The following is a 26,267-nucleotide window of genomic DNA, read 5'->3' as shown; positions in this document are numbered from 1 at the left end:
GCACAGTACGCCTGACTCGCGTGCCGTGAAGTCAGGTTCCGGCACTCGGATCCTCGCTCCCCGGGCGGGCGACGGCGTGCGCCCTCGCCCACTCCAGGGCGCGGTCCGCGACCTCCTCCCACCCGGGTGCGGCGCACGTCCAGTGGTCGCGTCCGGGCAGCTCCACGTACTCGGTGAGGGCCGGCGACTTCCGGTAGTGCTTGGCGTTGGAGCGGTTCACCGAGGGAGGCATGATGTGGTCGCGCTCCCCCGCGATGAACAGCAGCGGCGCACGGTCGGCCGCGTAGTCCACCCACGTCTCCTGGTGGCCGGGCTTGAAGTTCGCGAACAGGCCGTACTCCCAGATCCACCGCCCCGGCGCCGGGATGTGGAACCGGTCCCACACCGCGCGCGACTCCTCGGCCGTGAGCGTGTTCGTGAACGCGTAGTGGAACTCCTTGGGCGTGAAGCCCACGGCCCGGCGGATGTTCGCGGGGCTCTTCAGCGCGGGCAGCAACGACCGCGCCTGCGAGACCGGGCTCACGCGGACCCCCTCGGTCGGCGCGGAGTCGATGACGACGCCGGCGGCGCCGAGGCCCCGCGCCAGCAGGAGCTGCGTGAGCGTCCCGCCGAAGGAGTGACCCATGATGATCGGCGGCTCGTCGAGTGCCTCGATCACCGAGGCCAGATGGTCCACAGTCTCCGGCACGGTCAGGTCGGCGATGACCTGCGGTTTCTCGCGGAGCGCCTCCACCTCGATCTCGAAGCCGGGATAGGCGGGCGTCAGGACGGTCAGGCCCTGCGACTCGTAGTAGGTCTTCCAGTGACTCCAGCTGCGCGGCCTCATCCAGAGTCCGTGGACGAGGACGACGGTGGGGGGTTCGGACATGGGGATGCCTCTCGACGGCATGGGTTCGTGCTGCCCTGGCGGGCGGTGGGAGGGCCGTTCCCCGTGAGCTCGGGCCTGGTCCCGCGCGTGGTGTCGCGCTGCGCTCTCGTCGCTGACTCTAGTGCGCTGTAGTCAGATAGCACCAGACCACGCTTCGGGTGAATTCCCGGGTTTCCGTCCAGTGACGGCACGGGCGTGACAGCCTTCGCTGGTGAGCTTCAGGGGTCTCGGGATGCGGCGTCTGCTCGGACTGTCGGCAGCACTTGCGACGGTCGCGGCCTTGCTGATCGCGCTCGAGCGCAGGTCGCCGGATCTCGATCCCGTCTCGTTCGGGAGTGGCCCCAGCGCCTTCGGCGTGTACGCGCCGAGGGGAACCGGGGCCTGGACCGCCCACTCGGGTGGCTTCACGACGTGCCTCACCCGTCCGGGCCAGGCCGTCATCACCGGGGCCGAGCTGATCGATGCGCAGGGAGTCCTCGACTCCCGCTTCGTCGTCCGCCGCGTGACGGGCGCCGCGCACGAGGGCGGCGCGGTCCCGATCTACAGCGCGACCGGCGTTCCCGAGAAGGAGGCCGGTCACGCCACGGGCGTCCGGGTCGAGCCGGCGGTCGGGGCCGCCGTGGCACGCGAGTGCCCCTCGAGCTCCGAGCCGGACGCGCCGTTCACCGAGCTCATGGTCGTTCTCACGACCGGTGAAGGCGGTGCCACCGTCCGCAAGGCGCGGGTGGAGTACACCTTCGACGGCGAGGCCTTCGAGACAGAGCTCGACTGGACCTTCCGCCTCTGCGGCCGCAGCGAGAGCGACGAGGAATGCGGCGAGGGCATCCCCTGACGAGTCGCGCGTTTCTGTCAGTGCCGCCCACTAGGTTGGGTGCATGACTTCGGGGAGCGTGGCTGACGTGTGCGACCTCGTGCGTCGCGCCCGCGCCGTGGCCGAGCACGAGGAGTGGGACTGGGTCGTCGCGCACCACGCGCGCCGGGTCGCCGAGATCGACCGCTCCGACGAGATCCCGCTGTCGAAGGACCTCGCCCGCCGCGAGGTCGTCCTCGAGCTCGCCCAGGGCCTGCACGTCACCGAGCAGACGGTGTGGGCGATGGTCCACGAGGCCGCCACCCTCAAGGAGAGGGCCCCTCGCGTGTGGAGCTCCTTCCGCGTCGGCGACATCGACGGGGTGCGAGTGTCCGCGATCGCCGACACCGCCGAGCGGCTCCGCACGCCGGAGGCGCTGGCGATGCTCGAGCAGACCGCACCCGAGTACGCCGCCACCCACACGATCACCGAGCTGCGCGCCTGGCTGCGCCGCCTCCGCGCCCGGCTCGAGCCCGAGCAGGTCGCCACCGAGACGGCGGAGGCGCTCCAGCAGCGCCGGGTCTCCATCACCCACCAGAGTGACGGCACCAGCTGGCTCAACGCACTGCTGCCCACCGGCCTGGCCATCGCGATCGGTGAGCGGCTCCGCAAGGCCGCCCGGGCGGTCCCGTCGGTCGATCCCGAGACCGGCGCTCGCGACCCGCGCACGCGCGACCAGAAGCAGGCCGACCTCGTCGCCGACTGGCTCACCTCGTGCACCGGCACCACCAGCGACATCCGCGCCGAGATCGCCATCAGCATCGCCGCCACCGACCTCATCAGCCTCACCGAGGGGCCGGGCCTCACCCACGACGGCGAGCCCGTCGGCGCCGAGTGGGTCCGCGAGCTCGCGCAGTCCGAGCACACGATCCTGAGGCGCCTCGTCCTCGATCCCGTCGGCGAGGTGCTCGACACCACGGTCCTCAGCTATCGACCACCCGAGTCCCTGCGCCGGGCACTGCGGTGGAGGGACGGAACCTGCCGGGTCGCCGGCTGCCGCGCACCGGTGTTCGAGACCGATCTCGACCATGCCGAGGCCTACGACAGTGGCGGAGCGACGTCCGCGTCGAACCTGCGATGCCTCTGCCGCCGTCACCACAACATGAAGAGTCACGGTCACCTCGCCGACCGCTACCTCGACGCGCCCGTCCGACGGACCGAGCGCTATCTGCCCTGCCCTCCGATCATCATCGAGACCGACATCGTCGACCCCCGTCGCGCCGCGTGACCCACGTCCGACGGCAGACTGGCGATGTCCGGTCTTCGGGAAAGGCGCCATGGATGTCAGCACGTTCCACCTGGCGTTCCTGCTCCCGGCGCTGATGGGGCTCTTCGCGCAGGTCGGCGGCGTGCAGGAGCCGGCGATCTGGCGGATCAGCTCCATCGTCATCGCCGTCGGCGGCTGCGCCACGACCCTGCGCCTGCTCGCGACCGACACCGATCCCGCGCTCCTGGCCATCCGGGTCGGCCAGCAGGCGGCTCAGACACCCTGAGGCACCCGGTCCCACCAGGGCGCCGCGCGTTCGAGCTGCGCGGCGAGCTGAAGAAGGAGCGCGTCGCTGCCGAGCGGGCCGACGAACTGCGCGCCAATCGGCAGTCCGTCAGGCGTCCAGTGCAGCGGCACACTGGTCGCGGGACGACCGGTGAGGTTCGCCAGCTGCGTGTAGGGCACCCAGCCGAGGTTCTCGCTGATCAGCTGGTCGACGATCGGCGTGAACCGCAGGATCGACCCCGCGCGCGCCTTCAGCAGCACCCGCTGCAGCCGCTCGATCCGGGCCGGCAGGTCGAAGGCGCCGATCCGCGGCGGCGGCGTGGCGGTGGTCGGCGTGAGGAGCAGGTCGTAGTCCTCGTGGAACGCGGCGAGACGACGGACGTGCTCGTGGCGCCCCTCGACGGCGCGCACGTAGTCGGTGGCGCTGGTGGCCCGGCCGAGCGCGGCCATCACGCGCGTGTCGGGCTCGAAGGCGTCCTCGCCGAGCCCCGACAGCTCGCGCGCCTCGGCGACGGAGACGGCGCAGTGGACGAACCACGAGGTCAGGAAATCCTGCGCCAGGCGCGCGTCGTCGACGGGCACCGGAACCTCGACGACCTCGTGTCCCAGCTCGGTCAGGAGCGCGGCCGCGTGCTGGACCGCGGCGCGGGCCTCCGGGTGCGGGTCGGGGTTGATCGAGCTCTGCCACGACATGCCGATGCGCAGGCGCCGCGGCTCCTCGGCGAGCGCGGCGGCGAAGCCCTCGCCCGGCAGCCCGCCGGGCAGGTAGGCCGACACGCTCGTCGAGCCGGAGAGCACGTCGAGCATGGCCGCCGTGTCGCGCACGCTGCGCGAGACGACGCCGTCGGTGGCGGTGCCACCCAAGGGCTCGCCGTGGCTGGGGCCGAACGGAATCACGCCGCGGCTCACCTTCAGGCCGAAGAGTCCGCACGCCGAGGCGGGGATGCGGATCGAGCCGCCGCCGTCGCTCGCGGCCGCGCAGGGGACGATGCCCGCGGCGACCGCGGCCGCGCTGCCGCCGGACGAGCCACCGGGCGTGTGGTCGGTGTTCCACGGATTGCGCGTGGGACCGAAGACGTGCGGCTCGGTGATGCCCTTCGCTCCGAACTCCGGGCTGTTCGTCTTGCCGAAGACGACCAGTCCGGAGTCGATCCAACGCTTCACGACCTCGGCGGTCTCGGCCGCCGGAACGTCACGCAGCGACCGGCTGCCGCCACTGGTCGGGACGCCAGCGAGGTCCTGGTGGAGGTCCTTGAGCAGGAACGGCACGCCGTCGAACGGCCGGCCGCCCTCCGGCTCGGGGCCCGGCACCGGAGGCTCGACGTCCCGCACGATCGCGTTGAGCCGCGGGTTGACCTCGGCGGCGCGAGCGCGCGCCAGCCCGAGCAGCTCCTCGCGCTTGATCTCCCCCGCCCGCACCATCTCGGCGAGCCCGACGGCGTCGCGGCTGCGGTAGTCCTGGAAGTCCTGCGTGGAGGTCATGGCCGTCCCCTCTTCGTGATGGCGATCCTCAGAACCTACCGAGTCAGGAAGTCCACCAGGGCTCGATTGAACTCGTCGGCGTGCGAGACGTTGAGGCCGTGGGGCGCGCCGGGGACGAGGACCAGCTCGCTGTGGGCCACGGCCTCGTGCGTGCGACGTCCGGAGCCCTCGAAGGGCACGATCCCGTCGGCGTCGCCGTGCAGCACGAGAGTCGGGACGGTGATCAGCTTCAAGTCCTCGCGGAAGTCCGAGAGACCGAAGGACTGCATCGCCTCGAGCGCGGCCAGCTGGTCGGCCATGGCCGTCAGGCGCAGCGCGTCCTGCCGCTGCGCCTGCGTCACCAGTACGGGGCCCTCGCCGTTCGCCGCGAAGAACTGGTCCACGAACCCGTCGAAGAACGTCCCGCGGTCGGCCGTCAGCTGGGCGCTCATCTCGGCCGCCTCGGACGGTTCCAGCGGGCCCTGCGGGTTGTTCGGCCCCTTCATCATCATCGGCGGCACCGCGGCGGCGAAGACGACGCTGCGCAGTCGCTCCTCGCCGTGGCGGGCGACGTAGCGCGCGACCTCGCCGCCACCCATCGAGAAGCCGACGAGGGACACGTCCCGCAGGTCGAGCGCCTCGAGCAGGCTGGCGAGGTCGTCGGCGAGCGAGTCGTAGTCGTATCCGGTGCGGGGCTTGTCGCTGCGGCCGAATCCGCGGCGGTCGTAGGTGATCACGCGCAGGCCCGCGTCCGTCAGGGCACCAATCTGCTCGCTCCACGACTCCCCCGACAGCGGCCAGCCGTGGATCAGCACGACCGGCCGTCCCTCACCGCCGTGGTCGTCGACGTGCAGGTCGACGTCCTTGAGTCCGAAGAGTCGCGAGTCCACCGTGATGTCCGCCATGTCGCCTCCTGAGCGATCGGTTGCTCGGTGGAGTACCCACGAGCCCCGGGCGCAATCGGCGCTCGGGGCGATCACTCGCCGTGGTCGCTCTGGGTCGATACGGCCCAGATCACCGCGACGTTGAAGGCGATCAGCACGATCGACCACAGCGGGTAGTAAGGCATGAAGGCGAACTGGGCGACGATGCCGATCGACGCGATGATGACCGCGCCGATGCGCGCCCAGTTCCGGCTGCCGAGCAGGCCCGCACCGACGGCCAGGGCCAGCACGCCCAGCACGACCTGGATCCAGCCCCACGTCGTCAGGTCGAACGCGAAGGCGTACTCGGCGCCAACGACGAAGACCTCGTCCTCGGCGATCGCCGAGAAGCCTTGGATGAGCTGGACGACACCGATGCTCAACAGCATCACCGCCCCGAACCCGACGATCCCCCACGTCCACGCCTGCTTCGCCGAGCCCTCGTACGGCCGTCGATCACTCATGATGTCGTTCCTCTCGGTGGTCCTGTCGGTCACGCTAGGCGCGGCGCCGGGACGAGGAACTCACCCCGCTCGGATGATTCAGGCGGGCGTCAGGGCGTCGGTCAGCAGGGCCACGAGCGTCTCGAGCTGCAGGTCGGCCGAGTCGGCGATCTCCTCGTCGGAGCCGTCGAGCGCGCGGGCGGCGAGGCCGGCCTTGCTGTCGATGAGCTCGACGATCTTGGTGTCGATCGTGCGCGACGCGACGATGCGCCACGCGGTGACGGGCTCGTCCTGGCCGATGCGGTGGACGCGGTCGATCGCCTGCGTCTGCTCCGCGTCGGTCCACGACAGCTCCGCGAGGACCATGTCGGAGGCGACCTGCAGGTTGACGCCCACGCCGGCGGCCGACAGCGAGCAGACCACCACGGAGACGTCGGGGTCGTTGACGAAGGCGTCGATGCTCTTCTGGCGCGCCGAGGGCGTCTGGTTGCCGCGGATCGACGAGTAGCGCAGGCCGCGCTGCTCGAAGGTCTGCTCGGCCACGTCCATGACGTCGACGTGCTTGGCGAAGAAGACGACCTTGCCGACGCTGTGCGCCAGCTGGGCCGTGTAGTCCGCCGCGAGGCTCGCCTTCGCCTGACCGATCCGCCGCATCATCGTGAAGACGTTCTCCTCGGACTTCGAGGAGTCCTCGCGCTCCGACGCGGCGATCCGGCGCACGAGGTCGTGGTCGATCCCGTCGGTCCTCTCGTCGCGGGCCTCGATGGCGCGCTCGTACCGCGAGACGAGCCGCCGGACGAGCTCGGCCTCGGCCGCCCGGATCGAGCGTCCGGCCTCGTCGTCGAGCTCGACCCGCAGGTCGGCTATGCGGCGGGCCGGGATGTCGGCGGCGACGTCGACCTTGCGGCGCCGCACGATGCCCATGTCGATGACGCGGGAGCGCGCGGCTGGGAAGAAGCCGGGGTCGAGCGGCGTCAGGCCGGTCTCCTCGAGCGCGTGCATCAGCTCGGGACGGGGCTTCTTCTCGTCGATCCAGCCCAGGTACTGCCAGATGGCGCGGAAGTCCTCGATGTCGTTGATCAGCGGCGTGCCGGTCAGGGCCATCAGCAGGGGTCGCGGGGTGCGGGCGCGGATCCGCTCGGAGAGCTGCAGGACGTGCTGCGAGCGCTGCGACGACTTGTTCTTGATGAAGTGCGCCTCGTCGAGGACCATGCCGCGGAAGCCCAGGTCGCCCAGCCAGCCGACGTGGCGGTCGAGCACCTCGTAGTTGACGATGACGATGTCCGCGAAGCCGTCGATCGTGTCGCCGTCGCCGTGGATCACGGTGGAGGCGTGCCGCGGGGTCCAGATGTTCGCCTCGCGAGCCCAGTTGGCCTTCACGACGTTCGGCACGACGACGAGCAGCGGGTAGGCGTTCGCGGCCTGCGCGGCCAGCAGCGACTGGGCGGTCTTGCCGAGTCCGGGCTCGTCGGCCAGCAGGAAGGTCCGGTGTCCGTCCGCTGCCGCGGCGACGAGCTCGGCCTGGTGGCGCATCAGCTCCATGCCCTCGGGGACGGGGACGTCGATGGGCTCCGGCAGATCCATGCACGCAGGGGCGCCGCTGGCGGCGCGCTCGAACGACGAGAGCAGCGGTCCGATGAGCTCCCAGCCGGCCAGCCGGCGCGGCGGCGGCGTGCGACGCTCGACGGTCTCGAACTGCGGGGCGAGGAACGGGTCGGCGAGGCGGCGCGAGATGACCGACTGCGGCACCACCTGACGCGACACGGGCGCCGGGGTGGGGTCCTCCTCGACCGGCTCCTCCGGCTCCTCGGGAGCCTCCATTCCGGCTGCGGCCAGCATGTCCCGCTTGAGGTCCTTGGCGGCGTCGGACACCGCGGCGTCCTCGGCCAGCAGGGACAGCAGCGAGGTGTCGAGGGCGGCCGTCTTCGCGAGGATCGTGCCGATGCCGTCCAGCCGCTTGAGCTGCTCGGCCCGCTGGGGCTCGCTCATGCTCGCGTCGGTCTTGATGCGGGTGCGCTCCTCGCGCGCCAGCAGGGCGACGGTCTGGAACTTGGTCCGGTTCGTCTGCGTCGCGCGTCCGCGCTGGACACCCGACTCGACCTCGCGCACGGCGCGCGCGAGCACGGGGATGATGCCCTCGTTACCGGCAGCGCGTCCGCGCCGCTGGTTGCGGGAGCCGGCCCCGGTGGAGCCTGACTGACGTCGGCCTCGAGTGGCCAAGCTTCTCTCCTCTGATCACACGCTGACCACACAGGACGACAGCGCAGCAGGAGCCTGCGAAGGCTCCTGATCGGTTGCTCTGCACGACCAGCGAGCTGAATGAGCGGCCGTCCCGGGCTCGTGGCTGCGCGATGCAGCGCCAGAAGACTGGCAGCGGGGGAAGCGACGCTCTGACAAGACCAGTTTACGCAGACGGACGCGCCCGACCCGCAGCACCCGCGGTCGCGGCGCACGCACTTTCTCCCGGGACGGTTGATCCGTTGCCGTGAATGCCGGACACGCCGTCCCATGGGCAACTACGGTCACTGCGTGAGTGACGAGACGCCGCGAGTAGAGCCCAGCTTCCTGCCGACGCGCACGGAGATCGACACGGCAGTCTGGACGGGGTATGTCTTCGCCTCCGTCGCCTTGCTCACCGGCGTGCTCATGGCGCTCAAGCGCAAGCTCGTGCCTTGTCCGGACGGCACGGAGTTCTCGGAGAATGCGACCAGCTTCGACTGCTACGTGCACCCGAACCTCGGGATCGGCGTCTCGATCGCGTCGCTGTCGGTGACGATCGCCGCCATCGTGTTCCTCGTCGGCGTCGTGGCGCGCGCTGCCGTACGGGCCTGGGACACGGCTTCGGGGCCGGAGCGCCAAGGTCGCGGAGCGTCTGAGGACGAGCCCCAGCAGACTCCATCGGCGGAGGGTGAGGTCCAGTCGGAGTCAGGGGGTCGTCGAGTGGCGCCTGTGGTCGAAGAGCGCGGCGCCGACCTCTAGGGGAACCTCAGCCGAGGACGGACGCGACGTCGACGGTGCCGTCCGCCTCGTCGATCGCCCGCGCCAGGCTGTCGACATGCTGGTCGTCGAGCGTCAATCCGGCCTCGTCGAGGCCCTTGCGCAACTCGTCGCCGATCGTGCCGCCGGGTGCGCCGTCCTGGTAGGCACCCACGCGGTTCACGACGAACTGGATCGCCTCGAGCTTCTCCGGTGTCAGATCAGTCATGTCCGCGACGCTACGCGAACTCGACGGCTTCGCATCCCGAGCGGAAGTCGGCGCGTGCGGTCGTCCGTCTCGACGCTGCCGCCACCGACTCACTCCGAACCCGAGCCAGAAGATCGGCAGGGCGAAGAAGACCGCAACGATCCCGAACGTCCACATCGCGAACTCCAGCGACTCTCGTCCGCCGTGGACCACGTCCTGGTAGACCTTCGTCTGACGTCCCTCCGGCACCCTGATCACCTCGACCCTCTCGCCCACCTCGTTCCAGTTGCAGACTTCCTCTTCGGTGAACTCGGCCGGTAGCCCGGGCGGAGGATTCTCGGACCTCCACGTGACGTCCCATTTCGGGTCAGAGCGTCCGCGCCCACCCGACGGGCAGTAGCCAGGCCCGGCTTTCTGCCGTTCGATGACCGTGGCCATCTCCCTTGGGCCATCGGCCGACTGTCTGAACTCCCAGTACGAGCCGAGTCCCACCACGGCGGCGAACACCAGCCCGAACGCGATCGAGGAGCGAGTGGGCCGATCCTTTCCTGGCCGGAGGAGGTTCCAGATCCTCGATCTCATGGGCGGCGCTTCATCCATGCAACTCAGATCGCTCGGACTTTCTCGCCAGGGAGCCCCGCTGCGCCAGGACGAACGCCACGGCATAGACGACTCCGATCACCGCCATCATCCGCAGCGCGATGAAGATGTAGGCGTTCTCTTCGTCAGCGATCGGCCCGAGAGCGACGTACGCCAGGTAACCGGTCACCAGCGCGGCCGCCGCGAAGCCGAGGCGAGCACCGATCGACATGACACTCATCGCTGCAGCGACCGCGGTCGCTGCAGCGAGCATCCAGCCGACCCCGAGCGCGACGTACGGCATGTTCACGAGCCAGCCCAGCGCGGCACCGGCGGCGAGGTACGCCGAGACGACAGCCACGACAGGCACATGCCCGTCCCCAGCCGTCATCGAATCTCCCCCGCCGTCGTCGCGTCACCGGGCCTCGCGGCCGTAGTCAGACTAGGGCCAACGTGCCGAGGCCACGCCGCTTTGGCTCAGGCCAGGACGCTGGGGCCGAGCGAAAGGTCAGGCGCGAGCTCGCCCAGCAGCGCCCGCACCCGAGCGTCGAGGTCGGCGACGATGCGCCGCACGGTCGCCTCGTCCTGTCCGCCCGGGTCGTCGACCGGCCAGTCGCGGTAGGTGACGCCGGGAACGTAGGGGCACTCCTCGCCGCAGCCGAGGGTGATGGCGAGGTCGCTGGCCGCGATCATCTCCCGCGTCAGGTGCTGAGGGTGCTCGCCCGAGGTGTCCAGGCCAAGGGACTCGAGGACGTCGGCGACCTCCGGGTGGATGTGCTCGCCGGGCTGGGTGCCCGCCGACAGCGCGACGACGCGGCCCTGGGCGTAGTGCTCGGTGAGCACCCGGGCCGCGACCGAGCGGCCTCCGTTGCGGACGCAGGCGAAGACGACCTGCGGGACGTGCTCGGTCATGGACGTGCTCCTTCGGTGGTGTCGGGGAACCAGCGACGCGCCCAGAGGCTGACGTACACCAGTCCGACGAGGATGGGAACTTCGATGAGGGGGCCGACCACCCCGGCGAGCGCTTGACCGCTGGTCACGCCGAAGACGCCGATCGCGACGGCGATGGCGAGCTCGAAGTTGTTGCCGGCCGCGGTGAACGCGACCGTGGTGGCGCGCGGGTAGCCCAGTCCGACGGCGCGAGCGAGGGCGAGCGAGCCGGCCCACATCAGCGCGAAGTAGACGACCAGCGGCAGGGCGATGCGAGCGACGTCGAACGGCTGACTCGTGATGGTCTCGCCCTGAAGGGCGAACAGGACGACGATCGTGAACAGCAGCCCGTACAGCGCCCAGGGGCCGAGACGTGGCAGCAGCTCGCGCTCGTACCAGCTCCGGCCCCGGCGGGCCTCACCGATCCGGCGCGTGAGGTAGCCGGCGGCGAGCGGCACGCCGAGGAAGATCAGCACGCTGCGCGCGATCTCCCAGGCGGACACGTCCAGTCCGGTCGTGGACAGGCCCAGCCAGCCGGGCAGGACGTCGAGATAGAACCAGCCCAGACCGGCGAACGCCACGACCTGGAAGACGGAGTTCACCGCGACGAGGACCGCGGCGGCCTCCCGGTCGCCGCAGGCGAGGTCGTTCCAGATGATCACCATGGCGATGCACCGGGCGAGCCCGACGATGATCAGGCCCGTGCGGTACTCCGGCAGGTCGGGGAGGAACAGCCACGCCAGCGCGAACATGAGCGCCGGGCCGATCACCCAGTTGAGCCCGAGTGACAGCGCCATCATGCGGCGGTCGCGGGCGACGTGGCCGACCTCGTCGTAGCGGACCTTCGCCAGCACCGGGTACATCATGACGAGCAGGCCGAGCGCGATCGGCACGGAGATCCCGCCCACCGTCACGGCATCCAGTGCGTCGGCGACGCCCGGCACCGACCTCCCCACCAGGAGCCCGGCCATCATCGCCAGTCCGATCCACACGGGCAGGTATCGGTCGAGGGTGCCGAGCCGACGCTCGGCCTCGGCCTGTGGAGTCGCGGTCATGCGACAGGCTTGGTGGCGCGGACGATCGCGCCGTGCATGCCGGGGACCGCCTCGTGGGTGAACTCGACCTCGGCGTCGACGAATCCGACCGCGGCGAGCCCCGTGAGGTACTCCTGCTTCGACAGGGCTCCCGCGATGCAGCCGACGTAGGAGCCCCGATCGGCGCGATCGTCGGACGTCAGGTGGTCCTCGGCGACGACGTCGGAGATGCCGATGCGGCCGCCGGGAGCCAGCACGCGGAACATCTCGGCGAGCACCTTCGGCTTGTCCACCGACAGGTTGATGACGCAGTTCGAGATCACCACGTCGACCGAGGCATCGGGCAGCGGGACGTCCTCGATCGTCCCCTTCAAGAACTCGACGTTCGTCGCGGCGGCCTTCTCCGCGTTGGCGCGAGCGAGCTCGAGCATCTCGTCGGTCATGTCGACGCCGTAGGCGAACCCGGTCTCCCCCACCCGGCGGGCCGAGAGCAGCACGTCGATGCCACCGCCCGATCCGAGGTCCAGGACCTTCTCCCCCGCTCGCAGCTCGGCGACCGCCGTGGGGTTGCCGCAGCCGAGGCTCGCCGCGATCGCCTCCGCGGGCAGCACTTCTTGATCGGTGCTGTCGTAGAGCGCGGCGCCGAAGGACTCGTCGACCGTCGCGTCGCCCGTGCAGCAACCGGTCGCTTTGCCTCCCCCGACGGCCGTGGCGGCCTGCGCATAGCGCTGGCGCACCTCGTCGAGCAGCTGTTCCTTCGTGGGCGATGCGCTGGTCATGGCGGACTCCTTCTCATTCGATCGACGGTCATCGATGTATCGAGATTCATCTATCTATCGACGTTTGTCAATACGTCTGCCAGAATGGGGTCATGACCGTCCGCAGTGCCCTCCCCGTCATCGACCAGGTCGACTGCTGCTCCCCCGTCACCGGTGGAGCGCTCGAGGTCGACGAGGCCGAGCACCTCGCGCGCATGTTCAAGGCGTTGGGCGACCCGACGCGCGTCCGACTGCTGTCCCTCATCGCCGCCCAAGCTGAGCGCGAGGCGTGCATCTGCGACCTGACCGAGCCGGTCGGCCTCTCCCAGCCCACGGTCTCCCACCACATGAAGCAGCTCGTGGACGCAGGCCTCGTCGTCCGCGAACAGCGCGGTCGCTGGGCGTTCTACCGGGTCGTCGACGACACCCTGCGCTCGCTCAGCAGCGCCCTCAGGCCTTGACCTCCGGCTGCAGCCACAGCACGCCGCTGGGCGGCAGCTGCAGGAGTGCCGACGCCGGCTGGCCGTGCCACGGCTCGTCGGTGGCCTGTACCGCTCCGAGGTTGCCGACACCCGAGCCGCCGTAGATCTCGGCATCGGTGTTGATCACCTCGGTCCACGTGCCGGGGAGCGGCAGACCCACGCGATAGTCGTGGTGGGGTCCTCCGGAGAAGTTGGCGACGCAGGCCAGCTGCGAGCCGTCCGAGCCGATGCGCAGGAAGCAGATGACGTTGCCGGCGGTGTCGCTGGCGTCGATCCAGCGGAACCCGTCCGGCGTTGAGTCTGCCGACCACAACGCGGGGTCTGAGCGGTAGTGCGTGTTGAGGTCGGTGACCAGGCGCAGGATGCCCGCGTGCAGCGGATCGTCGAGCGCGGCCCAGTCGAGGGAGCTCGACTCGGCCCACTCGCTCGCCTGGCCGAACTCGCCTCCCATGAAGAGCATCTGCTTGCCCGGGTGGGCCCACATGAAGGCGAGCAGTCCGCGCACGCCGGCCGCCTTGTTCCACTCGTCGCCCGGCATCCGCTGCCAGAGCGACCCCTTGCCGTGCACCACCTCGTCGTGCGACAGCGGCAGGATGAAGTGCTCGCTCCAGGCGTAGTCGATCGAGAACGTCATCTCGCCGTGGTGGTAGGAGCGGTGGATGGGGTCGTGGCCCAGGTACGAGAGCGTGTCGTGCATCCAGCCCATGTTCCACTTGAAGCCGAAGCCCAGGCCACCGCTGCTGGTGGGGCTGCTGACGCCCGGCCACGCGGTGGACTCCTCGGCCACCATGACGACACCGGGATGGTGCTTGTAGACGGTCGCGTTGAGCTCCTGGAGCAGCTGGACGGCCTCGAGGTTCTCGCGTCCCCCGTGCCGGTTGGCCACCCACTCCCCCTCGTTGCGCGAGTAGTCGAGGTAGAGCATCGAGGCGACCGCGTCCACGCGCAGCCCGTCCAGGTGGAACTCCTCCAGCCAGTACAGCGCGTTCGCGACCAGGAAGTTGCGCACCTGCGGGCGCCCGAAGTCGAAGACGTAGGTCCCCCAGTCGGGCTGCTCGCCGCGGCGCGGGTCCGGGTGCTCGTACAGCGGGGTGCCGTCGAAGCGGGCCAGCGCCCACTCGTCGCGCGGGAAGTGGGCCGGAACCCAGTCGACGATGACGCCGAAGCCGCGCCGGTGCAGCTCGTCGACGAACCAGCGGAAGTCGTCCGGCGAGCCGAATCGCGACGTGGGCGCGTAGTAGGACGTGACCTGGTAACCCCATGATCCCCCGAACGGGTGCTCCGCGATCGGCATGAGCTCGACGTGCGTGAATCCCGTCTCGGCCAGGTAGTCCGCCAGCGCACCGGCCAGCTCGCGGTAGTCGAGGCCGGGCCGCCACGAGCCGAGGTGCACCTCGTAGATGCTCATCGGCGCGTCGAGCCACGACGTCGCGTCGCGCTGGGCGATCCAGGTGTCGTCGGACCACGCGTGGCGCGACTCCACCACCACCGAAGCCGTGGCGGGCGGCACCTCCGTGCCGAAGGCCATCGGGTCGGCCTTCTCGCGCCAGTGGCCGTCCGGACCCTGGATGCGGAACTTGTAGCGGGAGCCCTCCCCCATCCCCGGGATGAAGAGGTCCCACACGCCCGAGCCGCCCAGCGGTCGCATGGCGTGCTCGTCACCGTGCCAGCCGTTGACGTCGCCGATGACCTGCACGGCACGCGCGTGCGGCGCCCAGACCGCGAGGCTCGTGCCGCGCACCGGGCCGTCCTCGGAGTCGTGGGTGGTGACGTGGGCGCCGAGGACGTCCCACAGCCGTTCGTGTCGTCCCTCGCCGATCAGGTGCAGGTCCAGCTCTCCGATGGACGGGGGCCACGCAGAGGTCTCGCTCACAGGCTCACTCACCTTCGGTCACGATCCGGGCGATCGATGCCAGCGGCACGGTCAGCCACTCGGGTCGGTTGGCGTGCTCGTACGCGACCTCGTAGACCGCCTTGTCGAGCTCGAGGGCACGCAGCACGTCGGCGCTCTCGCGCGGGTCCCGGCCGGCCACCTTGCCGTAGCCGTCGCAGAACGCGTCGCGGTTGCGTCGCGCCCAGGCCATCGCGCCCGCGGCCCGCTCGGGGTCCTCCGGCTGGCCGACGAGCAGCTGCTGCGCGGCGTAGTCGAACGACCGCAGCATCCCGGCGACGTCGCGCAGGGGCGAGGCCAGGGCCGCGCGCTCGGCGTGGCTGGCCGCGGGCTCACCCTCGAAGTCGAGCAGGAGCCACCCGTGGATCGTCCTCAGGACCTGTCCCAGGTGCAGGTCGCCATGGATGAACTGGGTCGCGATCGGCACGGGCGCGTCCAGGATGCGCTCGAACACGGGGCGCAGGGCATCCGCGTGCTGCGCCAGCTCCGGCACCTGCGCGGACACCCGCTCGAGCCGGCCGAGCATCGAGTCGAGCACGCTGCGCAGCCTGTCCTCACCGACCTCCTCGGTGCCGAGTGCGCGAGCCAGGTCGGCGTGCACCGTCGCGACGGCCTTGCCCAGCCGGTAGGCCTCGCCGGCGAAGTCGCCGCCGGACTCCTCGGGCGGCAGTCCCGTCGGATCGGTCAGGTAGTCGCGCACGCTGGTCGTCGCCATGACCCAGCCGTCGGCCGCGTCGGGCATGAACCGCTGGAGCATGCCGATCGTGACCTCCTCGCCGTCGACCTCGGCGCTGATCGACCCCAGCGGCTCGGCGATCTGCTCCGAGCCGATCTCGTGCAGGGCGCGATGCAGCACCAGGTCCTTGTTCACACCGGGGACCAGCTTGCGGAAGAGCTTGAGGATGTACTGGCTGCCGTAGACCAGGGACGTGTTGCTCTGCTCGGTCGTGATGGGGTGGGCGCGCAGGCCGGTGGCGAGGTCGGCACCGGACTCGTGCTCGAACGTCAGCGCCTCGACCTGTGCCCCCTCGGCCATGAGGTCGAGCAGGCACGACGTCAGATCGGCATCGCCGCTCGCCTCGTAGCAGGTGAGACCGTCCTCGAGCCCGATCGACGCCGGCGCGGGCACGTTCGGCAGCTGGGACTGGCGACTGCCGATGAGCAGCTGGTACAGCTCGCGACGGTCGTCCTGCTCCACCCGGACCACGAGGTGCAGCAGCAACGGGTCGCCCTCGAGCAGGGTGGTCCACGAGACTGGGTGCACCGCGGTGATCTCGCGGTCCTTGCCGCCGAACCATCGCTGGGTCGGCAGCCACGCCGGGAGGGCGGCCGCGAGCTGGGCCACCAGCTCGTCACGCGGGACGGTCGGATGCTCGTCCTGTCCGCTCATATCTGGCTCCTCCTCTCGCCCTCGTCGCCGATCTCCACCAGCTGGAACCAGTAGAAGCCGTGACCGGGCAGGGTCAACAGGTAGGGCAGCTCGCCGATGCGCGGGAAGCGCACGCTGCCGGTGAGCTCGACCGGCGTGCAGTCGAGGTGCTCGGAGAGGTCGAGCTCCACGGGCTGCGGGAACCTCGACAGGTTGTTGACGCACAGGACCACGTCGAGCCCGCCGTCGGCGCGCTCGTACACGCGCTTGTACGCCAGCACACTGGGGTTGGAGCCGCCGAGGTCGACGAACTCGCCCTCCGCGAACGCCGTGTGCTCCTTGCGCACCGCGATCATCTGGCGCGTCCAGTTGAGCAGCGACGCGGCGTTGCCCTGCTGCGCCTCGACGTTGATCGCCTCGTAGCCGTAGGTGGGGTCCATGATCGGCGGCAGGTAGACGCGGCCCGGGTCCGACCGGGAGAAGCCGGCGTTGCGGTCGGGCGACCACTGCATCGGCGTCCGCACCGCGTCGCGGTCGCCGAGCCAGATGTTGTCGCCCATGCCGATCTCGTCGCCGTAGTAGAGGACCGGCGAGCCGGGCAGGCTCAGCAGCAGTGCCGTGAACAGCTCGAGCTGGTTGCGGTCGTTCTCCAGCAGCGGCGCCAGCCGGCGCCGGATGCCGATGTTGGCCTTCATCCGCGGGTCCGATGCGTACTCGCGGTACATGTAGTCGCGCTCGTCGTCCGTGACCATCTCGAGGGTCAGCTCGTCGTGGTTGCGCAGGAAGATGCCCCACTGCGTGCCGGACGGGATCTGCGGCGTCTGCGCCAGGATCTCCGAGATCGGGAAGCGCGACTCGCGGCGCACCGCCATGAAGATGCGCGGCATCAGCGGGAAGTGGAACGCCATGTGGCACTCGTCGCCGCCGACCGCGGGATCGCCGAAGTACTCGACGACGTCCGCGGGCCACTGGTTGGCCTCGGCGAGCAGGATCCGTCCCGGGTACTCCTCCTCGACCGTCGCCCGGACCCGGCGGAGGTACTCGTGCGTCCGCGGGAGGTTCTCGCAGTTGGTGCCCTCCTCCTCGAACAGGTACGGAACGGCGTCCAGCCGGAAGCCGTCGATCCCGAGATCGAGCCAGAAGCGCAGGGTGTCCAGCATGGCCTCCTGCACCTCCTCGTTCTCGAAGTTGAGATCGGGCTGGTGGCTGAAGAAGCGGTGCCAGAAGAACTGTCCGCGCACCGGATCGTAGGTCCAGTTCGACGACTCGGTGTCGACGAAGATCACGCGCGCGTCGCTGTACGCCGAGTCGTCGTCCCGCCAGACGTAGTAATCGCCGTAGGGGCCGTCGGGGTCGTTGCGCGACTGCTGGAACCACGGGTGCGCGTCCGAGGTGTGGTTGAGGACCAGGTCGGTGATGACCCGGATGCCCCGCTGGTGGGCCTCCTCGAGGAGGTGGACGAAGTCGTCGACGGTGCCGAACTCGGGCAGCACCGCGCGGAAGTCGCTGATGTCGTAGCCGCCGTCGCGCAGCGGTGAGGCGTAGAACGGCGGCAGCCACAGGCAGTCGACGCCGAGCCACTGGAGGTAGTCGAGCCGGCCGGCCAGGCCGCGCAGGTCGCCCGTGCCGTCGCCGTTGGAGTCGGCGAACGCTCGCACGAGGACCTCGTAGAACACCGCCCGCTTGAACCACTCCGGGTCGTCGGGCGCCTGCTCGGCGTGCGCGAACTCGTCGGCCTGGGGCTCGGTGAGGGTGCCGTCGTCGGCGATCGACTCGCCGGTGTGCGGGGTGTCCTCCAGCCCGACCAGGGCTGCGTCCGGGGCTGTCGTGACGTCGTGGACCTCGTCGTTCACCTCAGGCCCCCTTCCTGGTCAGGCTGATGATGTGGGCGCAGGCGCGCGTGGGGTCGAGTCGCACGTAGTTGGAGTCGCTCCAGTCGTACGTCTCGCCGGTGACCTCGTCGTGGGCGACCAGGTGCTCGCCCGGCTCGAAGCCCAGGCTCGGCAGGTCGAGCCACATCGTGGCCTCCCGCGACTCGTGCGGGTCGAGCGAGACGACGACCACGACGGTGTCGCCGGACTCCGGATCCTGCTTCGAGTAGGCGATCAGGGCCTCGTGGTCGACCTCGTGGAACCGCAGCGTGCGCATCTGCTGCAGCGCGGGGCGCGCGCGACGGATCTCGTTGAGCCGCGTGAGCCACGGCTGGAGCGACCGGCCCTCGGCCAGCGCGGCCGCGTAGTCGCGGGGGCGCAGCTGGAACTTCTCCGAGTCGAGGTACTCCTCCTTGCCGGGTCCGAGCGGCTCGTGCTCGTACAGCTCGTAGCCGGAGTAGACGCCCCACGTCGGGGAGAGAGTCGCCGCCAGTGCCGCCCGGAGGGCGAACATGCCGGGGCCGCCGACCTGCAGGTGCTCGGGGAGGATGTCGGGCGTGTTGACGAACAGGTTCGGCCGACCCTCGTCCCACCGGTCCCGGTGGTCCTCGCCGAACTCGATGAGCTCCTGCTTGGTCGTCCGCCACGTGAAGTAGGTGTAGCTCTGGGTGAAGCCGAGCCGCGCGAGCCCCCACATGCGGGCCGGACGCGTGAACGCCTCGGAGAGGAACAGCACGTCGGGATGCTCGCGCTTGACCTCGTCGATCAGCCACGCCCAGAAGTTCGGCGGCTTGGTGTGCGGGTTGTCGACCCGGAAGATCCGGACCCCGCGCTCGACCCAGTGCAGCGTCACCCGCAGCATCTCGGCGTAGATCGCGTCCGGCGCGTTGTCGAAGTTGAGCGGGTAGATGTCCTGGTACTTCTTCGGCGGGTTCTCCGCGTAGGCGATCGTGCCGTCGGGGAGCGTCGTGAAGAACTCGGGGTGCGCCGCCACCCAGGGGTGGTCCGGCGCGACCTGCAGGGCGAGGTCCAGGGCGACCTCCAGCCCCAGCTCGGTCGCTCGCGCCACGAGGGCGGCGAAGTCCTCCTCCGTGCCGAGCTCGGGGTGGATCGCGTCGTGTCCGCCCTCCGCGGCGCCGATGGCCCAGGGCGAGCCGGGGTCGTCCGGCCCCGGCGTCAGCGTGTTGTTGGGGCCCTTGCGGTTGACGCGGCCGATCGGGTGGATCGGCGGGAAGTACACGACGTCGAAGCCCATCTCGGCGACCCGGTCGAGCTCCTTGGCGGCGGTCGCGAAGGTGCCGTGGACGGGCACGCCCTTCGCGTCCACGCCGCCGGTCGAGCGGGGGAAGAACTCGTACCAGGACCCGTAGGCCGCACGGGTGCGGTCGACCCACACGGTGCGCTCGGGGCCCGTCGTGACGAGCTCGCGGACCGGGTGGTCGTGCATGATCCGGCGGACCTCGTCGGCCAGGGCCGGCCCGGTGCGTGCGCCGAGCGGGAGGCTCGCGTCGCGCAGCGCCGTGGCGGCGCCCCCGAGCGTCGGCCGGTCCTTGGCGCGCTCCTTGCGCGCGGCGACCTCGTCCAGCAGGCGCGCCGCCACCTCGAGATCATTCGCGAGCTCGTCCGCGGTCTGCCCCGCCGCCAGCTTCACCTCGATGGCGTGCACGACGGTGGCCCACGGGTCGCTCCACGCGTCGACGCGGAAGGTCCAGAGCCCGACGGAGTCCGGGACGATCACGCCGCCGAACGTGTCCGTGCCCGGGTCCTGCTCGCGCAGGCGGGACGTGCGGTCGCGCCGCGCCCCCGGGCCTCGCCACACGACCTCGGCCGCGACGGCGTCGTGCCCCTCGCGCCACACGGTCGCGGTGACCGGCACGTGCTCTCCCACCACCGCCTTGGACGGATAGGTGCCGTCTCCGGACACCGGCTTCACGTCGTCGATGCCGATTCGAGCTGTCATGCAGTGCACTCCCCCACGCGTAGATGGCTTCGCTCGCCCCACCAACGTTGGTGTACCCCGCGACTGCCCGCAACACGCGGACCCGGCGGTGTGCCGTGGACTACTCCGTCGCGGTGACGGTGAGCCGCTCGTGTTCGAGGACGATCTCGCCCTCCACGGGGGGTGCCACGTCGCCGAACCGGCACGCGACGCGGAAGCGGCCTCGATGCATCACGAGCCACGAGTCGTCGTCCGCCACGTCGACGGTGAAGTCGCTCAGGGACGGGTCCGAGAGCTCGGGGTGCTGCCGTCGCAGCGCGATGAGCGAGCGGTACACGTCGAGCATCCGCGCATGCTCGGGATCGGCGAGCTCGTCCCAGTCGAGGGTGGAACGCTCGACGGTGGCCGGGTCCATCGGATCGGGCACCTCGGACTCGCCCCAGCCGTGCCGCCCGAACTCGCGGCGCCGGCCCGCGCGCACCGCCTCGGCCAGCTCGGGATCGGGGAACGAGGCGAAGAACTGCCACGGCGTCGAGGCCGCCCACTCCTCGCCCATGAAGAGCATCGGCGTGTAGGGCCCGAGCAGCACGATCGCGGCGCCGCACGCCTGGAGATCGGGTGGGAGCGTCGCCGAGATGCGATCCCCCGTGGCGCGGTTGCCGATCTGGTCGTGGTTCTGGAGGTAGGCCAGGAACGACGTGCCGGTGAGCTCGTGGACGTCCACGGGCCTGCCGTGCGTGCGGCCGCGGAACGACGACCAGGTCCCGTCGTGGAAGAACGCGCCGCGCAGCGTCTTGGCGAGGGCTCCCGGCGCGGCGAAGTCGGCGTAGTAGCCGTCGGTCTCGCCGGTCAGTCGCACGTGCAGCGCGTGGTGCAGGTCGTCCGACCACTGGGCGTCCATGCCGAGTCCGTGGCTCGACCTCGGGCGCACCGTGCGAGGGTCGTTCAGGTCGGACTCCGCGACGAGGCTGAGCGGCCGGCCGAGGACGGCCGACATCCGCGCGGTCTCGGCCGACAGCTCCTCCAGGATCGGCATCGCGCGCGTGTCGACCAGGGCGTGGACGGCGTCGAGTCGCAGTGCGTCGACGTGGAACTGCTCGAACCACATCATCGCGTTGTCGACCACGAAGCGGCGGACCTCGTCGGACTGCGGCCCGTCGAGATTGAGCCCCGGCCCCCAGTCGCTCTGACCGGCGAAATACGGCCCGAATCGGTCGAGGTAGGCGCCGGACGGACCGAGATGGTTGTAGACGACGTCGAGGACGACCCCGAGCCCACGGGCGTGGCAGGCGTCGACGAGCCGCTTGAAGCCGTCGGGTCCTCCGTAGGGCTCGTGGACGGCGCTCCACAGCACGCCGTCGTAGCCCCAGCCCGCGGTGCCGTCGAACGAGTTGACCGGCAGCACCTCGACCAGGTCGACGCCCAGCTCGACGAGGTGGTCGAGGCGCTCGATCGCGGTGTCGAAGGTCCGGCCCGGCGTGAAGGTGCCGACGTGGAGCTCGTAGATCACGGAGCGCTCGAGCGAGCGTCCGGCCCAGTCGTGGTCGGACCACGCGAAGGCATCCTGGTCGTAGACGCGCGAGGCGCCGTGCACGCCGTGCGGCTGCCACGTCGAGCGCGGGTCGGGCAACGGGGTGTCGTCGTCGCCGAGCAGGAAGGCGTACTCGGTCCCGGCGGACGCCTCGACGTCGGCCGTCCACCAGCCGTCGTCAGCCCGTCGCATCTGGTGATCGACGTCGCCGATCCGCACGCGCACCCGCTCGAGGTCGGGACTCCAGACCGTGAACGTCATCGGCCCTCACCCCGGACGAGGAGTGCCATGGGGTAGCGGCCGAGCACGGACGCCACGCGCACCTGCCCGGCGTCGACCGAGGCTCCGGTGAGCGCGTCGGTCCAGGGCCCGTCCGGGAGCTCCAGCGTGGTCTCGCCCCACCCGCCGTCGCGCTCGAGCCCCACGGGCAGTCGGGTCGCCAGCACGACGAGGTCCTCACTGCGTGCGTAAGCCAGCAGGTGGTCGGCCGCAGGACCGTCAGCGGCGAGCGGTCGGTAGCCGCGAAAGAGCTCGGGCCGGTCCCGACGCAGACGGAGCGTGCGTCGGACCAGCAGCAGCTTGGCCGTGCCCGACGCGTCGACCTCGGGGAGCTCGCCTTGAGCTCCCCGCTCCAGCAGCTCGCGGCGCAGGCCGTGGTCGACCTCACGTCGGTTGTCCGGATCGACGAGCGAGAAGTCCCACAGCTCGGTGCCCTGGTAGACGTCGGGGACGCCGGGCATCGTCAGCTGGACGAGCTTCTGGCTGAGCGAGTTGGACCATCCCGGCGCCTCGATGCGGGCGACGAACTCGTCGATCTCGCCACCGATCTCGTCACGGACCCTGCGCGGCCACTCCGCCACAGCGTCCTCGAACGGCTCGTCGGGCTCGGTCCACGTGGTGCGGAGCTTGGACTCCCGCGCCGCCTTGAGCAGGTAGTCGGCGAGCCGCTCGTCGCTGATCGGCCAGGCGCCGACGAGCGTCTGCCACGCGAGCAGGTTCAGCGCCGGCTCGTCGAGGCCGCAGCGGTCGGTCCACTCGACGACCTTCCCGGCGAACTCGTCGGCCACCTCGGCGAGCACGGCCAGGCGCGCCCGGGTGTCCTCCGAGCGCTTGGTGTCGTGCGTCGTCAGTGCCGTCATCGCGGTCGGCTGGGACGCCTCGCGTGCGGCGGCGAGCCGGTGGAACTCCTCCACCCCGACGCCCCAGACGTCCGGCGAGCCGCCGACCTCGTTGAGCGCGGCGAAGCGGGTGTACCGGTAGAAGGTCGTGTCCTCCGTTCCCTTGGCCACGACCATCCCGGACGTCTGCTGGATGCGCGTCGCGAGCTCGCCGCCCGGGTCGGCACGGACCTGACGATCGAGGGCCGTGAGCGCGTCGCCGAGGGCGGGACGTCGGAACCGTGCCCTCGCGATCGCCTCGCCCCACGAGGACTCGACCTCGGGGAGGTAGGAGCGATAGACGCCGAACGCGATCATCGTCTCGGCCACGGCCGCCCGAGCCGCCTCCCCGTCGACCCCCTCGACCAGCCCGGCGATCCGGCGCACCTCGGCGACCAGGATCTTGTCCGTGACCATGCGCCGGGCGTCCTCCTCGACCGCCGCGTAGTCGGTGGGCACGCCGAGCCGGTCGGCCAGGGCGGTGAACGTGGGCTCTCCCGCGGGGTCGAGCAGCACGCCGAACACCTCGCGCATCGCGTCGTAGCCGGTGGTGCCGTCGACCGGCCAGCCGGCGGGCAGGCTCTCCCCCGGATGCAGGATCTTCTCGATCACGATCCACGCATCGGGTGCGGCCTCCCGCAAGCGCCGCACGTATCCGCCGGGGTCGGCGAGTCCGTCGGGGTGGTCGACCCGCAGTCCCGTGACGTCGCCGCGCTCGACCCAGCGCAGGATCTCCCGATGGGCCTGCTCGAACACCTCGGGGCGCTCGACGGTCACCGCGGCCAGCGTCGTGATGTCGAAGAACCGGCGGTAGGTGAGCTCGGCGTTGCCGCGGCGCCAGTCAACCAGCTCGTAGTGCTGGCGGGCGTGCACCTCCTGCGGTGTGCCGCGGCCGGTGCCGGGGGCCAGCGGGAAGCGGTGGTCGAAGTAGGTGAGGTGGTCGCCCTCGACCGACAGCTGCGCCACGTCCGCGTCACTCGCGAGGATCGGCACGAGGATGCGCCCGCGCGACCAGTCGATGTCGAAGTGGTGGGCGTACGGGGACGCCTCTCCCTCGCGCAGCACGCTGAGCCACCACGGGTTCGCCTCGGGCACCTCGACCGACATGTGGTTCGGCACGATGTCGACGACGACGCCGAGGCCAGCCTCGCGCGCGGCGTCCACGAGGTCGCGGAAGGCGCGCTCGCCGCCGAGCTCGTCGCGCAGTCGCTCGGGGTCGACGACGTCGTATCCGTGGGTCGATCCCGGCGTCGCCTCCAGCACCGGGGACAGGTACAGCGCTCCCACGCCCATCGTCGCCAGCTGGACCACCAGCCCGCGCGCGTCGTCGAAGCCGAACCCGGGCCGCAGCTGCAGCCGGTACGTCGACGACGGTGCGGTCATGAGCCGACTCGTTGCAGCACCACGAGCGAACGCGGCGGAGCCGTGAAGCTGGCGAGGGCGCTGAGCGTCTCGGCACCCGGCTGCTCGACCGAGCCGGTCGAGCTGTCCACGACGACCTTCCATCCGGAGCCGTAGTCCTCGGGTGGGAGGGTGAACTCCGCCGGCTCGCTGTGGGCGTTGAACGCCAGCACGAACGAGTCGTCGGTGACCCGCATGCCGCGCGCGTCGCGGTCGGCGATCGCGTCACCGTTCAGGAACACCGCGATGGACTTGCCGAGCTCGTCCTCCCAGTTCTGCTCCTCCATCTCGTCTCCGGAGGGGGTGAACCACTCGATGTCCCGCAGCTCGTCGGCCTTGCGGACCGGCTTGCCCTCGAAGAACCGCCGGCGACGGAAGATCGGGTGACGCTGGCGGAAGGCCGCCAGTGCGGAGGTGAACTCCAGCAGCGCGCGCTCCTCCGCACGCGAGTCCCAGTCGACCCAGCTGACCTCGTTGTCCTGGCAGTACACGTTGTTGTTCCCGCCCTGCGACCGGCCGAGCTCGTCCCCGTGCAGGATCATCGGCACGCCCTGGGACAGCAGGAGGGTCGCCATCAGGTTGCGGCGCTGGCGGCGACGCAGCTCGAGGACCTCCTCGTCGTCGGTCGGCCCCTCGACGCCGCAGTTCCACGACCGGTTGTCGTCGGCACCGTCACGGCCGTCCTCGCCGTTCGCCTCGTTGTGCTTGTCGTTGTAGGTCACGAGGTCGTTGAGGGTGAACCCGTCGTGCGCCGTGACGAAGTTGATCGAGGCGTACGGCCGCCGGCCGTTGTCCTGGTAGAGGTCGGACGATCCGGCGATGCGGGAGGCGAACTCGCCCAGCGTCGCGGGCTCCCCGCGCCAGAAGTCGCGCACGGTGTCGCGATAGAGGCCGTTCCACTCCGACCACAACGGCGGGAAGTTGCCGACCTGGTAGCCGCCGGGACCGACGTCCCAAGGCTCGGCGATGAGCTTGACCTGGCTGACCACCGGGTCCTGCTGGACGAGCTCGAAGAACGTCGCGAGCTTGTCGACGTCGTAGAACTCGCGGGCGAGGGTCGCGGCGAGGTCGAAGCGGAAGCCGTCCACGTGCATCTCGGTGACCCAGTAGCGCAGCGAGTCCATGATGAGCTGGAGCGTGTGCGGGTGGCGCACGTTCAGCGAGTTCCCGGTGCCGGTGTAGTCCATGTAGTGCTGCTCGTCGCCCTCGACGAGCCGGTAGTAGGCGCAGTTGTCGATGCCACGCATCGACAGGGTCGGTCCGAGGTGGTTGCCCTCCCCCGTGTGGTTGTAGACGACGTCGAGGATGACCTCGATGTCGGCCTGGTGCAGCGTCCGCACCATGCCCTTGAACTCCTCCACCTGGCGGCCCGGGTGGGCGGCGTAGTCCGCGTGCGGCGCGAAGAAGCCGATCGTGTTGTAGCCCCAGTAGTTCGTCAGGCCCTTCTCGACCAGGTAGTGGTCGTTCAGGAACTGGTGCACGGGCAGCAGCTCGATCGCGGTCACGCCGATCGACTTCAGGTGCTCGACGATGGACGGATGCGCGATGCCGGCGTACGTGCCACGCAGGGACTCCGGGACGTCGGGGTGCGTCATCGTCAGGCCCTTGACGTGGGCCTCGTAGATCAGCGACTCGTTGTACGGCGTCCGCGGCAGCCGGTCGTTCGCCCAGTCGAAGTAGGGGTTGATGACGATCGAGTACGGCACGTGTCCCGCCGAGTCGTCCTCGTTCATCTGCTCGGGATCGTCCAGGTCGTACGCGAACAGCGATCGGTCCCACTGGACCGGTCCCGAGATCGCCTTGGCGTACGGGTCGATCAGCAGCTTGGCGGGGTTGCAGCGGAACCCGCGCTCGGGGTCGTACGGGCCGTGCACCCGGAAGCCGTAGCGCTGTCCCGGGGCCACCCCGAGCAGGAACCCGTGGTGGACGAAGCCGTCGACCTCCTCGAGGCGGACGCGTGTCTCGTTGCCGGACTCGTCGAACAGGCAGAGCTCGACGAACTCGGCCGACTCGGAGAAGACGGCGAAGTTGGTGCCGGTCCCGTCGAACGTCGCGCCGAGCGGGTAAGCCGATCCGGGCCAGGGCTGCACAGGTTCTCCTCGAT

22 protein-coding genes are annotated in these 26,267 nt (G+C 70.5%); 5 read left to right on the top strand and 17 right to left on the bottom strand.

From position 1 onward, the window contains the following. Positions 1 to 31 precede the first annotated feature (31 nt). Complete coding sequence (locus O3S82_RS07815; RefSeq protein ID WP_269306794.1) at positions 32 to 868, bottom strand: alpha/beta hydrolase; 837 nt, start codon at positions 866 to 868, stop codon at positions 32 to 34. Between the two features lie 211 nt (positions 869 to 1,079). Between O3S82_RS07815 and O3S82_RS07810 the strand changes: the two genes are divergently transcribed. From O3S82_RS07810 to O3S82_RS07800, 3 genes are read left to right on the top strand one after another with little or no spacing between them, the layout of a single operon-like run. Further along, positions 1,080 to 1,700 (top strand): hypothetical protein, encoded by a 621-nt coding sequence (locus O3S82_RS07810; protein WP_269306793.1) that lies wholly within the window; start codon positions 1,080 to 1,082, stop codon positions 1,698 to 1,700. Positions 1,701 to 1,743: 43 nt separating this feature from the next. Beyond that, on the top strand, positions 1,744 to 2,946 hold the full coding sequence (locus tag O3S82_RS07805) for an HNH endonuclease signature motif containing protein (RefSeq protein WP_269306790.1): 1,203 nt from the start codon (positions 1,744 to 1,746) through the stop codon (positions 2,944 to 2,946). A 49-nt stretch (positions 2,947 to 2,995) separates the two neighbouring features. After that, positions 2,996 to 3,211 (top strand): hypothetical protein, encoded by a 216-nt coding sequence (locus O3S82_RS07800; protein WP_179424541.1) that lies wholly within the window; start codon positions 2,996 to 2,998, stop codon positions 3,209 to 3,211. On the opposite strand, the gene O3S82_RS07795 is transcribed toward O3S82_RS07800, so the two are convergent. The 4 genes from O3S82_RS07795 to O3S82_RS07780 form a co-directional block, all read right to left on the bottom strand. Continuing rightward, positions 3,199 to 4,692, bottom strand: coding sequence for an amidase (locus tag O3S82_RS07795; RefSeq protein ID WP_269306787.1), 1,494 nt, complete (start codon positions 4,690 to 4,692; stop codon positions 3,199 to 3,201). The two genes, O3S82_RS07800 and O3S82_RS07795, sit on opposite strands and share 13 nt — an antisense overlap. 35 nt (positions 4,693 to 4,727) lie before the next feature. Further along, on the bottom strand, positions 4,728 to 5,576 hold the full coding sequence (locus O3S82_RS07790; protein WP_179424543.1) for an alpha/beta fold hydrolase: 849 nt from the start codon (positions 5,574 to 5,576) through the stop codon (positions 4,728 to 4,730). Between the two features lie 71 nt (positions 5,577 to 5,647). Beyond that, complete coding sequence (locus tag O3S82_RS07785; RefSeq protein WP_269306783.1) at positions 5,648 to 6,058, bottom strand: DUF7144 family membrane protein; 411 nt, start codon at positions 6,056 to 6,058, stop codon at positions 5,648 to 5,650. A gap of 78 nt (positions 6,059 to 6,136) precedes the next feature. After that, positions 6,137 to 8,257, bottom strand: a complete 2,121-nt coding sequence (locus tag O3S82_RS07780; protein WP_269306781.1) for a DEAD/DEAH box helicase — start codon at positions 8,255 to 8,257, stop codon at positions 6,137 to 6,139. A gap of 309 nt (positions 8,258 to 8,566) precedes the next feature. Here O3S82_RS07780 and O3S82_RS07775 point away from each other — a divergent pair, with 309 nt between their 5' ends. Next, positions 8,567 to 9,016, top strand: a complete 450-nt coding sequence (locus O3S82_RS07775; RefSeq protein ID WP_269306778.1) for a hypothetical protein — start codon at positions 8,567 to 8,569, stop codon at positions 9,014 to 9,016. Positions 9,017 to 9,023: 7 nt separating this feature from the next. Here O3S82_RS07775 and O3S82_RS07770 read toward each other — a convergent pair whose 3' ends face one another. From O3S82_RS07770 to arsM, 5 genes are all read right to left on the bottom strand, one after another. Continuing rightward, a complete protein-coding gene (locus O3S82_RS07770) occupies positions 9,024 to 9,803 on the bottom strand; it encodes a hypothetical protein (RefSeq protein ID WP_269306776.1) in 780 nt (259 codons plus the stop codon). Between the two features lie 10 nt (positions 9,804 to 9,813). After that, a complete protein-coding gene (locus O3S82_RS07765; protein ID WP_269306774.1) occupies positions 9,814 to 10,161 on the bottom strand; it encodes a hypothetical protein in 348 nt (115 codons plus the stop codon). Between the two features lie 116 nt (positions 10,162 to 10,277). After that, complete coding sequence (locus tag O3S82_RS07760; protein WP_269306771.1) at positions 10,278 to 10,712, bottom strand: arsenate-mycothiol transferase ArsC; 435 nt, start codon at positions 10,710 to 10,712, stop codon at positions 10,278 to 10,280. Next, positions 10,709 to 11,785 (bottom strand): ACR3 family arsenite efflux transporter, encoded by a 1,077-nt coding sequence (gene arsB / locus O3S82_RS07755; protein WP_269306769.1) that lies wholly within the window; start codon positions 11,783 to 11,785, stop codon positions 10,709 to 10,711. The genes O3S82_RS07760 and arsB overlap by 4 nt, the downstream gene beginning before the upstream one ends. Then, positions 11,782 to 12,543 carry an arsenite methyltransferase gene (arsM, locus tag O3S82_RS07750; RefSeq protein WP_179424550.1) on the bottom strand — a complete coding sequence of 254 codons (762 nt, stop codon included), beginning with the start codon at positions 12,541 to 12,543 and terminating at the stop codon, positions 11,782 to 11,784. The genes arsB and arsM overlap by 4 nt, the downstream gene beginning before the upstream one ends. A gap of 92 nt (positions 12,544 to 12,635) precedes the next feature. Here arsM and O3S82_RS07745 point away from each other — a divergent pair, with 92 nt between their 5' ends. Then, a complete protein-coding gene (locus O3S82_RS07745) occupies positions 12,636 to 12,983 on the top strand; it encodes an ArsR/SmtB family transcription factor (protein WP_179424551.1) in 348 nt (115 codons plus the stop codon). Here O3S82_RS07745 and glgB read toward each other — a convergent pair. From glgB to glgX, 7 genes are all read right to left on the bottom strand, one after another. Beyond that, complete coding sequence (glgB, locus tag O3S82_RS07740) at positions 12,973 to 14,877, bottom strand: 1,4-alpha-glucan branching protein GlgB (protein ID WP_269306765.1); 1,905 nt, start codon at positions 14,875 to 14,877, stop codon at positions 12,973 to 12,975. The two genes, O3S82_RS07745 and glgB, sit on opposite strands and share 11 nt — an antisense overlap. A gap of 4 nt (positions 14,878 to 14,881) precedes the next feature. Beyond that, complete coding sequence (locus O3S82_RS07735; RefSeq protein WP_269306763.1) at positions 14,882 to 16,285, bottom strand: maltokinase N-terminal cap-like domain-containing protein; 1,404 nt, start codon at positions 16,283 to 16,285, stop codon at positions 14,882 to 14,884. Next, on the bottom strand, positions 16,282 to 18,117 hold the full coding sequence (gene treS, locus O3S82_RS07730; protein ID WP_179424554.1) for a maltose alpha-D-glucosyltransferase: 1,836 nt from the start codon (positions 18,115 to 18,117) through the stop codon (positions 16,282 to 16,284). The genes O3S82_RS07735 and treS overlap by 4 nt, the downstream gene beginning before the upstream one ends. 1 nt (position 18,118) lies before the next feature. Next, positions 18,119 to 20,095 carry a maltotransferase domain-containing protein gene (locus tag O3S82_RS07725; protein WP_269306761.1) on the bottom strand — a complete coding sequence of 659 codons (1,977 nt, stop codon included), beginning with the start codon at positions 20,093 to 20,095 and terminating at the stop codon, positions 18,119 to 18,121. A gap of 100 nt (positions 20,096 to 20,195) precedes the next feature. Continuing rightward, positions 20,196 to 21,866 (bottom strand): malto-oligosyltrehalose trehalohydrolase, encoded by a 1,671-nt coding sequence (gene treZ / locus O3S82_RS07720; RefSeq protein ID WP_269306758.1) that lies wholly within the window; start codon positions 21,864 to 21,866, stop codon positions 20,196 to 20,198. Further along, entirely contained in the window at positions 21,863 to 24,145 is a 2,283-nt protein-coding gene (gene treY / locus O3S82_RS07715; protein WP_269306756.1) for a malto-oligosyltrehalose synthase, read from the bottom strand. Before treY ends, treZ begins: the two co-directional genes overlap by 4 nt. Continuing rightward, complete coding sequence (glgX, locus tag O3S82_RS07710; protein WP_269306755.1) at positions 24,142 to 26,253, bottom strand: glycogen debranching protein GlgX; 2,112 nt, start codon at positions 26,251 to 26,253, stop codon at positions 24,142 to 24,144. Before glgX ends, treY begins: the two co-directional genes overlap by 4 nt. Between the last annotated feature and the right edge of the window lie 14 nt (positions 26,254 to 26,267).

Origin of the sequence: Aeromicrobium sp. HA (assembly GCF_027171405.1) — a bacterium.
In the GTDB taxonomy this organism is placed as follows: Bacteria; Actinomycetota; Actinomycetes; order Propionibacteriales; family Nocardioidaceae; genus Aeromicrobium; species Aeromicrobium tamlense.
This window is presented reverse-complemented; position numbering and strand designations above follow the sequence as displayed.

Excerpts from the sequence above, each read along its gene's own strand:
- O3S82_RS07800 (WP_179424541.1), top strand. The coding sequence starts at position 2,996 with ATGGATGTCAGCACGTTCCACCTGGCGTTCCTGCTCCCGGCGCTGATG.
- O3S82_RS07805 (WP_269306790.1), top strand. The coding sequence starts at position 1,744 with ATGACTTCGGGGAGCGTGGCTGACGTGTGCGACCTCGTGCGTCGCGCC.
- treZ (WP_269306758.1), bottom strand. The coding sequence starts at position 21,866 with ATGACGTTCACGGTCTGGAGTCCCGACCTCGAGCGGGTGCGCGTGCGG.
- O3S82_RS07785 (WP_269306783.1), bottom strand. The coding sequence starts at position 6,058 with ATGAGTGATCGACGGCCGTACGAGGGCTCGGCGAAGCAGGCGTGGACG.
- O3S82_RS07735 (WP_269306763.1), bottom strand. The coding sequence starts at position 16,285 with ATGAGCGGACAGGACGAGCATCCGACCGTCCCGCGTGACGAGCTGGTG.
- O3S82_RS07795 (WP_269306787.1), bottom strand. The coding sequence starts at position 4,692 with ATGACCTCCACGCAGGACTTCCAGGACTACCGCAGCCGCGACGCCGTC.
- O3S82_RS07790 (WP_179424543.1), bottom strand. The coding sequence starts at position 5,576 with ATGGCGGACATCACGGTGGACTCGCGACTCTTCGGACTCAAGGACGTC.
- O3S82_RS07815 (WP_269306794.1), bottom strand. The coding sequence starts at position 868 with ATGTCCGAACCCCCCACCGTCGTCCTCGTCCACGGACTCTGGATGAGG.
- arsM (WP_179424550.1), bottom strand. The coding sequence starts at position 12,543 with ATGACCAGCGCATCGCCCACGAAGGAACAGCTGCTCGACGAGGTGCGC.
- treY (WP_269306756.1), bottom strand. The coding sequence starts at position 24,145 with ATGACCGCACCGTCGTCGACGTACCGGCTGCAGCTGCGGCCCGGGTTC.
- O3S82_RS07745 (WP_179424551.1), top strand. The coding sequence starts at position 12,636 with ATGACCGTCCGCAGTGCCCTCCCCGTCATCGACCAGGTCGACTGCTGC.
- O3S82_RS07725 (WP_269306761.1), bottom strand. The coding sequence starts at position 20,095 with ATGACAGCTCGAATCGGCATCGACGACGTGAAGCCGGTGTCCGGAGAC.
- arsB (WP_269306769.1), bottom strand. The coding sequence starts at position 11,785 with ATGACCGCGACTCCACAGGCCGAGGCCGAGCGTCGGCTCGGCACCCTC.
- O3S82_RS07760 (WP_269306771.1), bottom strand. The coding sequence starts at position 10,712 with ATGACCGAGCACGTCCCGCAGGTCGTCTTCGCCTGCGTCCGCAACGGA.
- O3S82_RS07770 (WP_269306776.1), bottom strand. The coding sequence starts at position 9,803 with ATGAGATCGAGGATCTGGAACCTCCTCCGGCCAGGAAAGGATCGGCCC.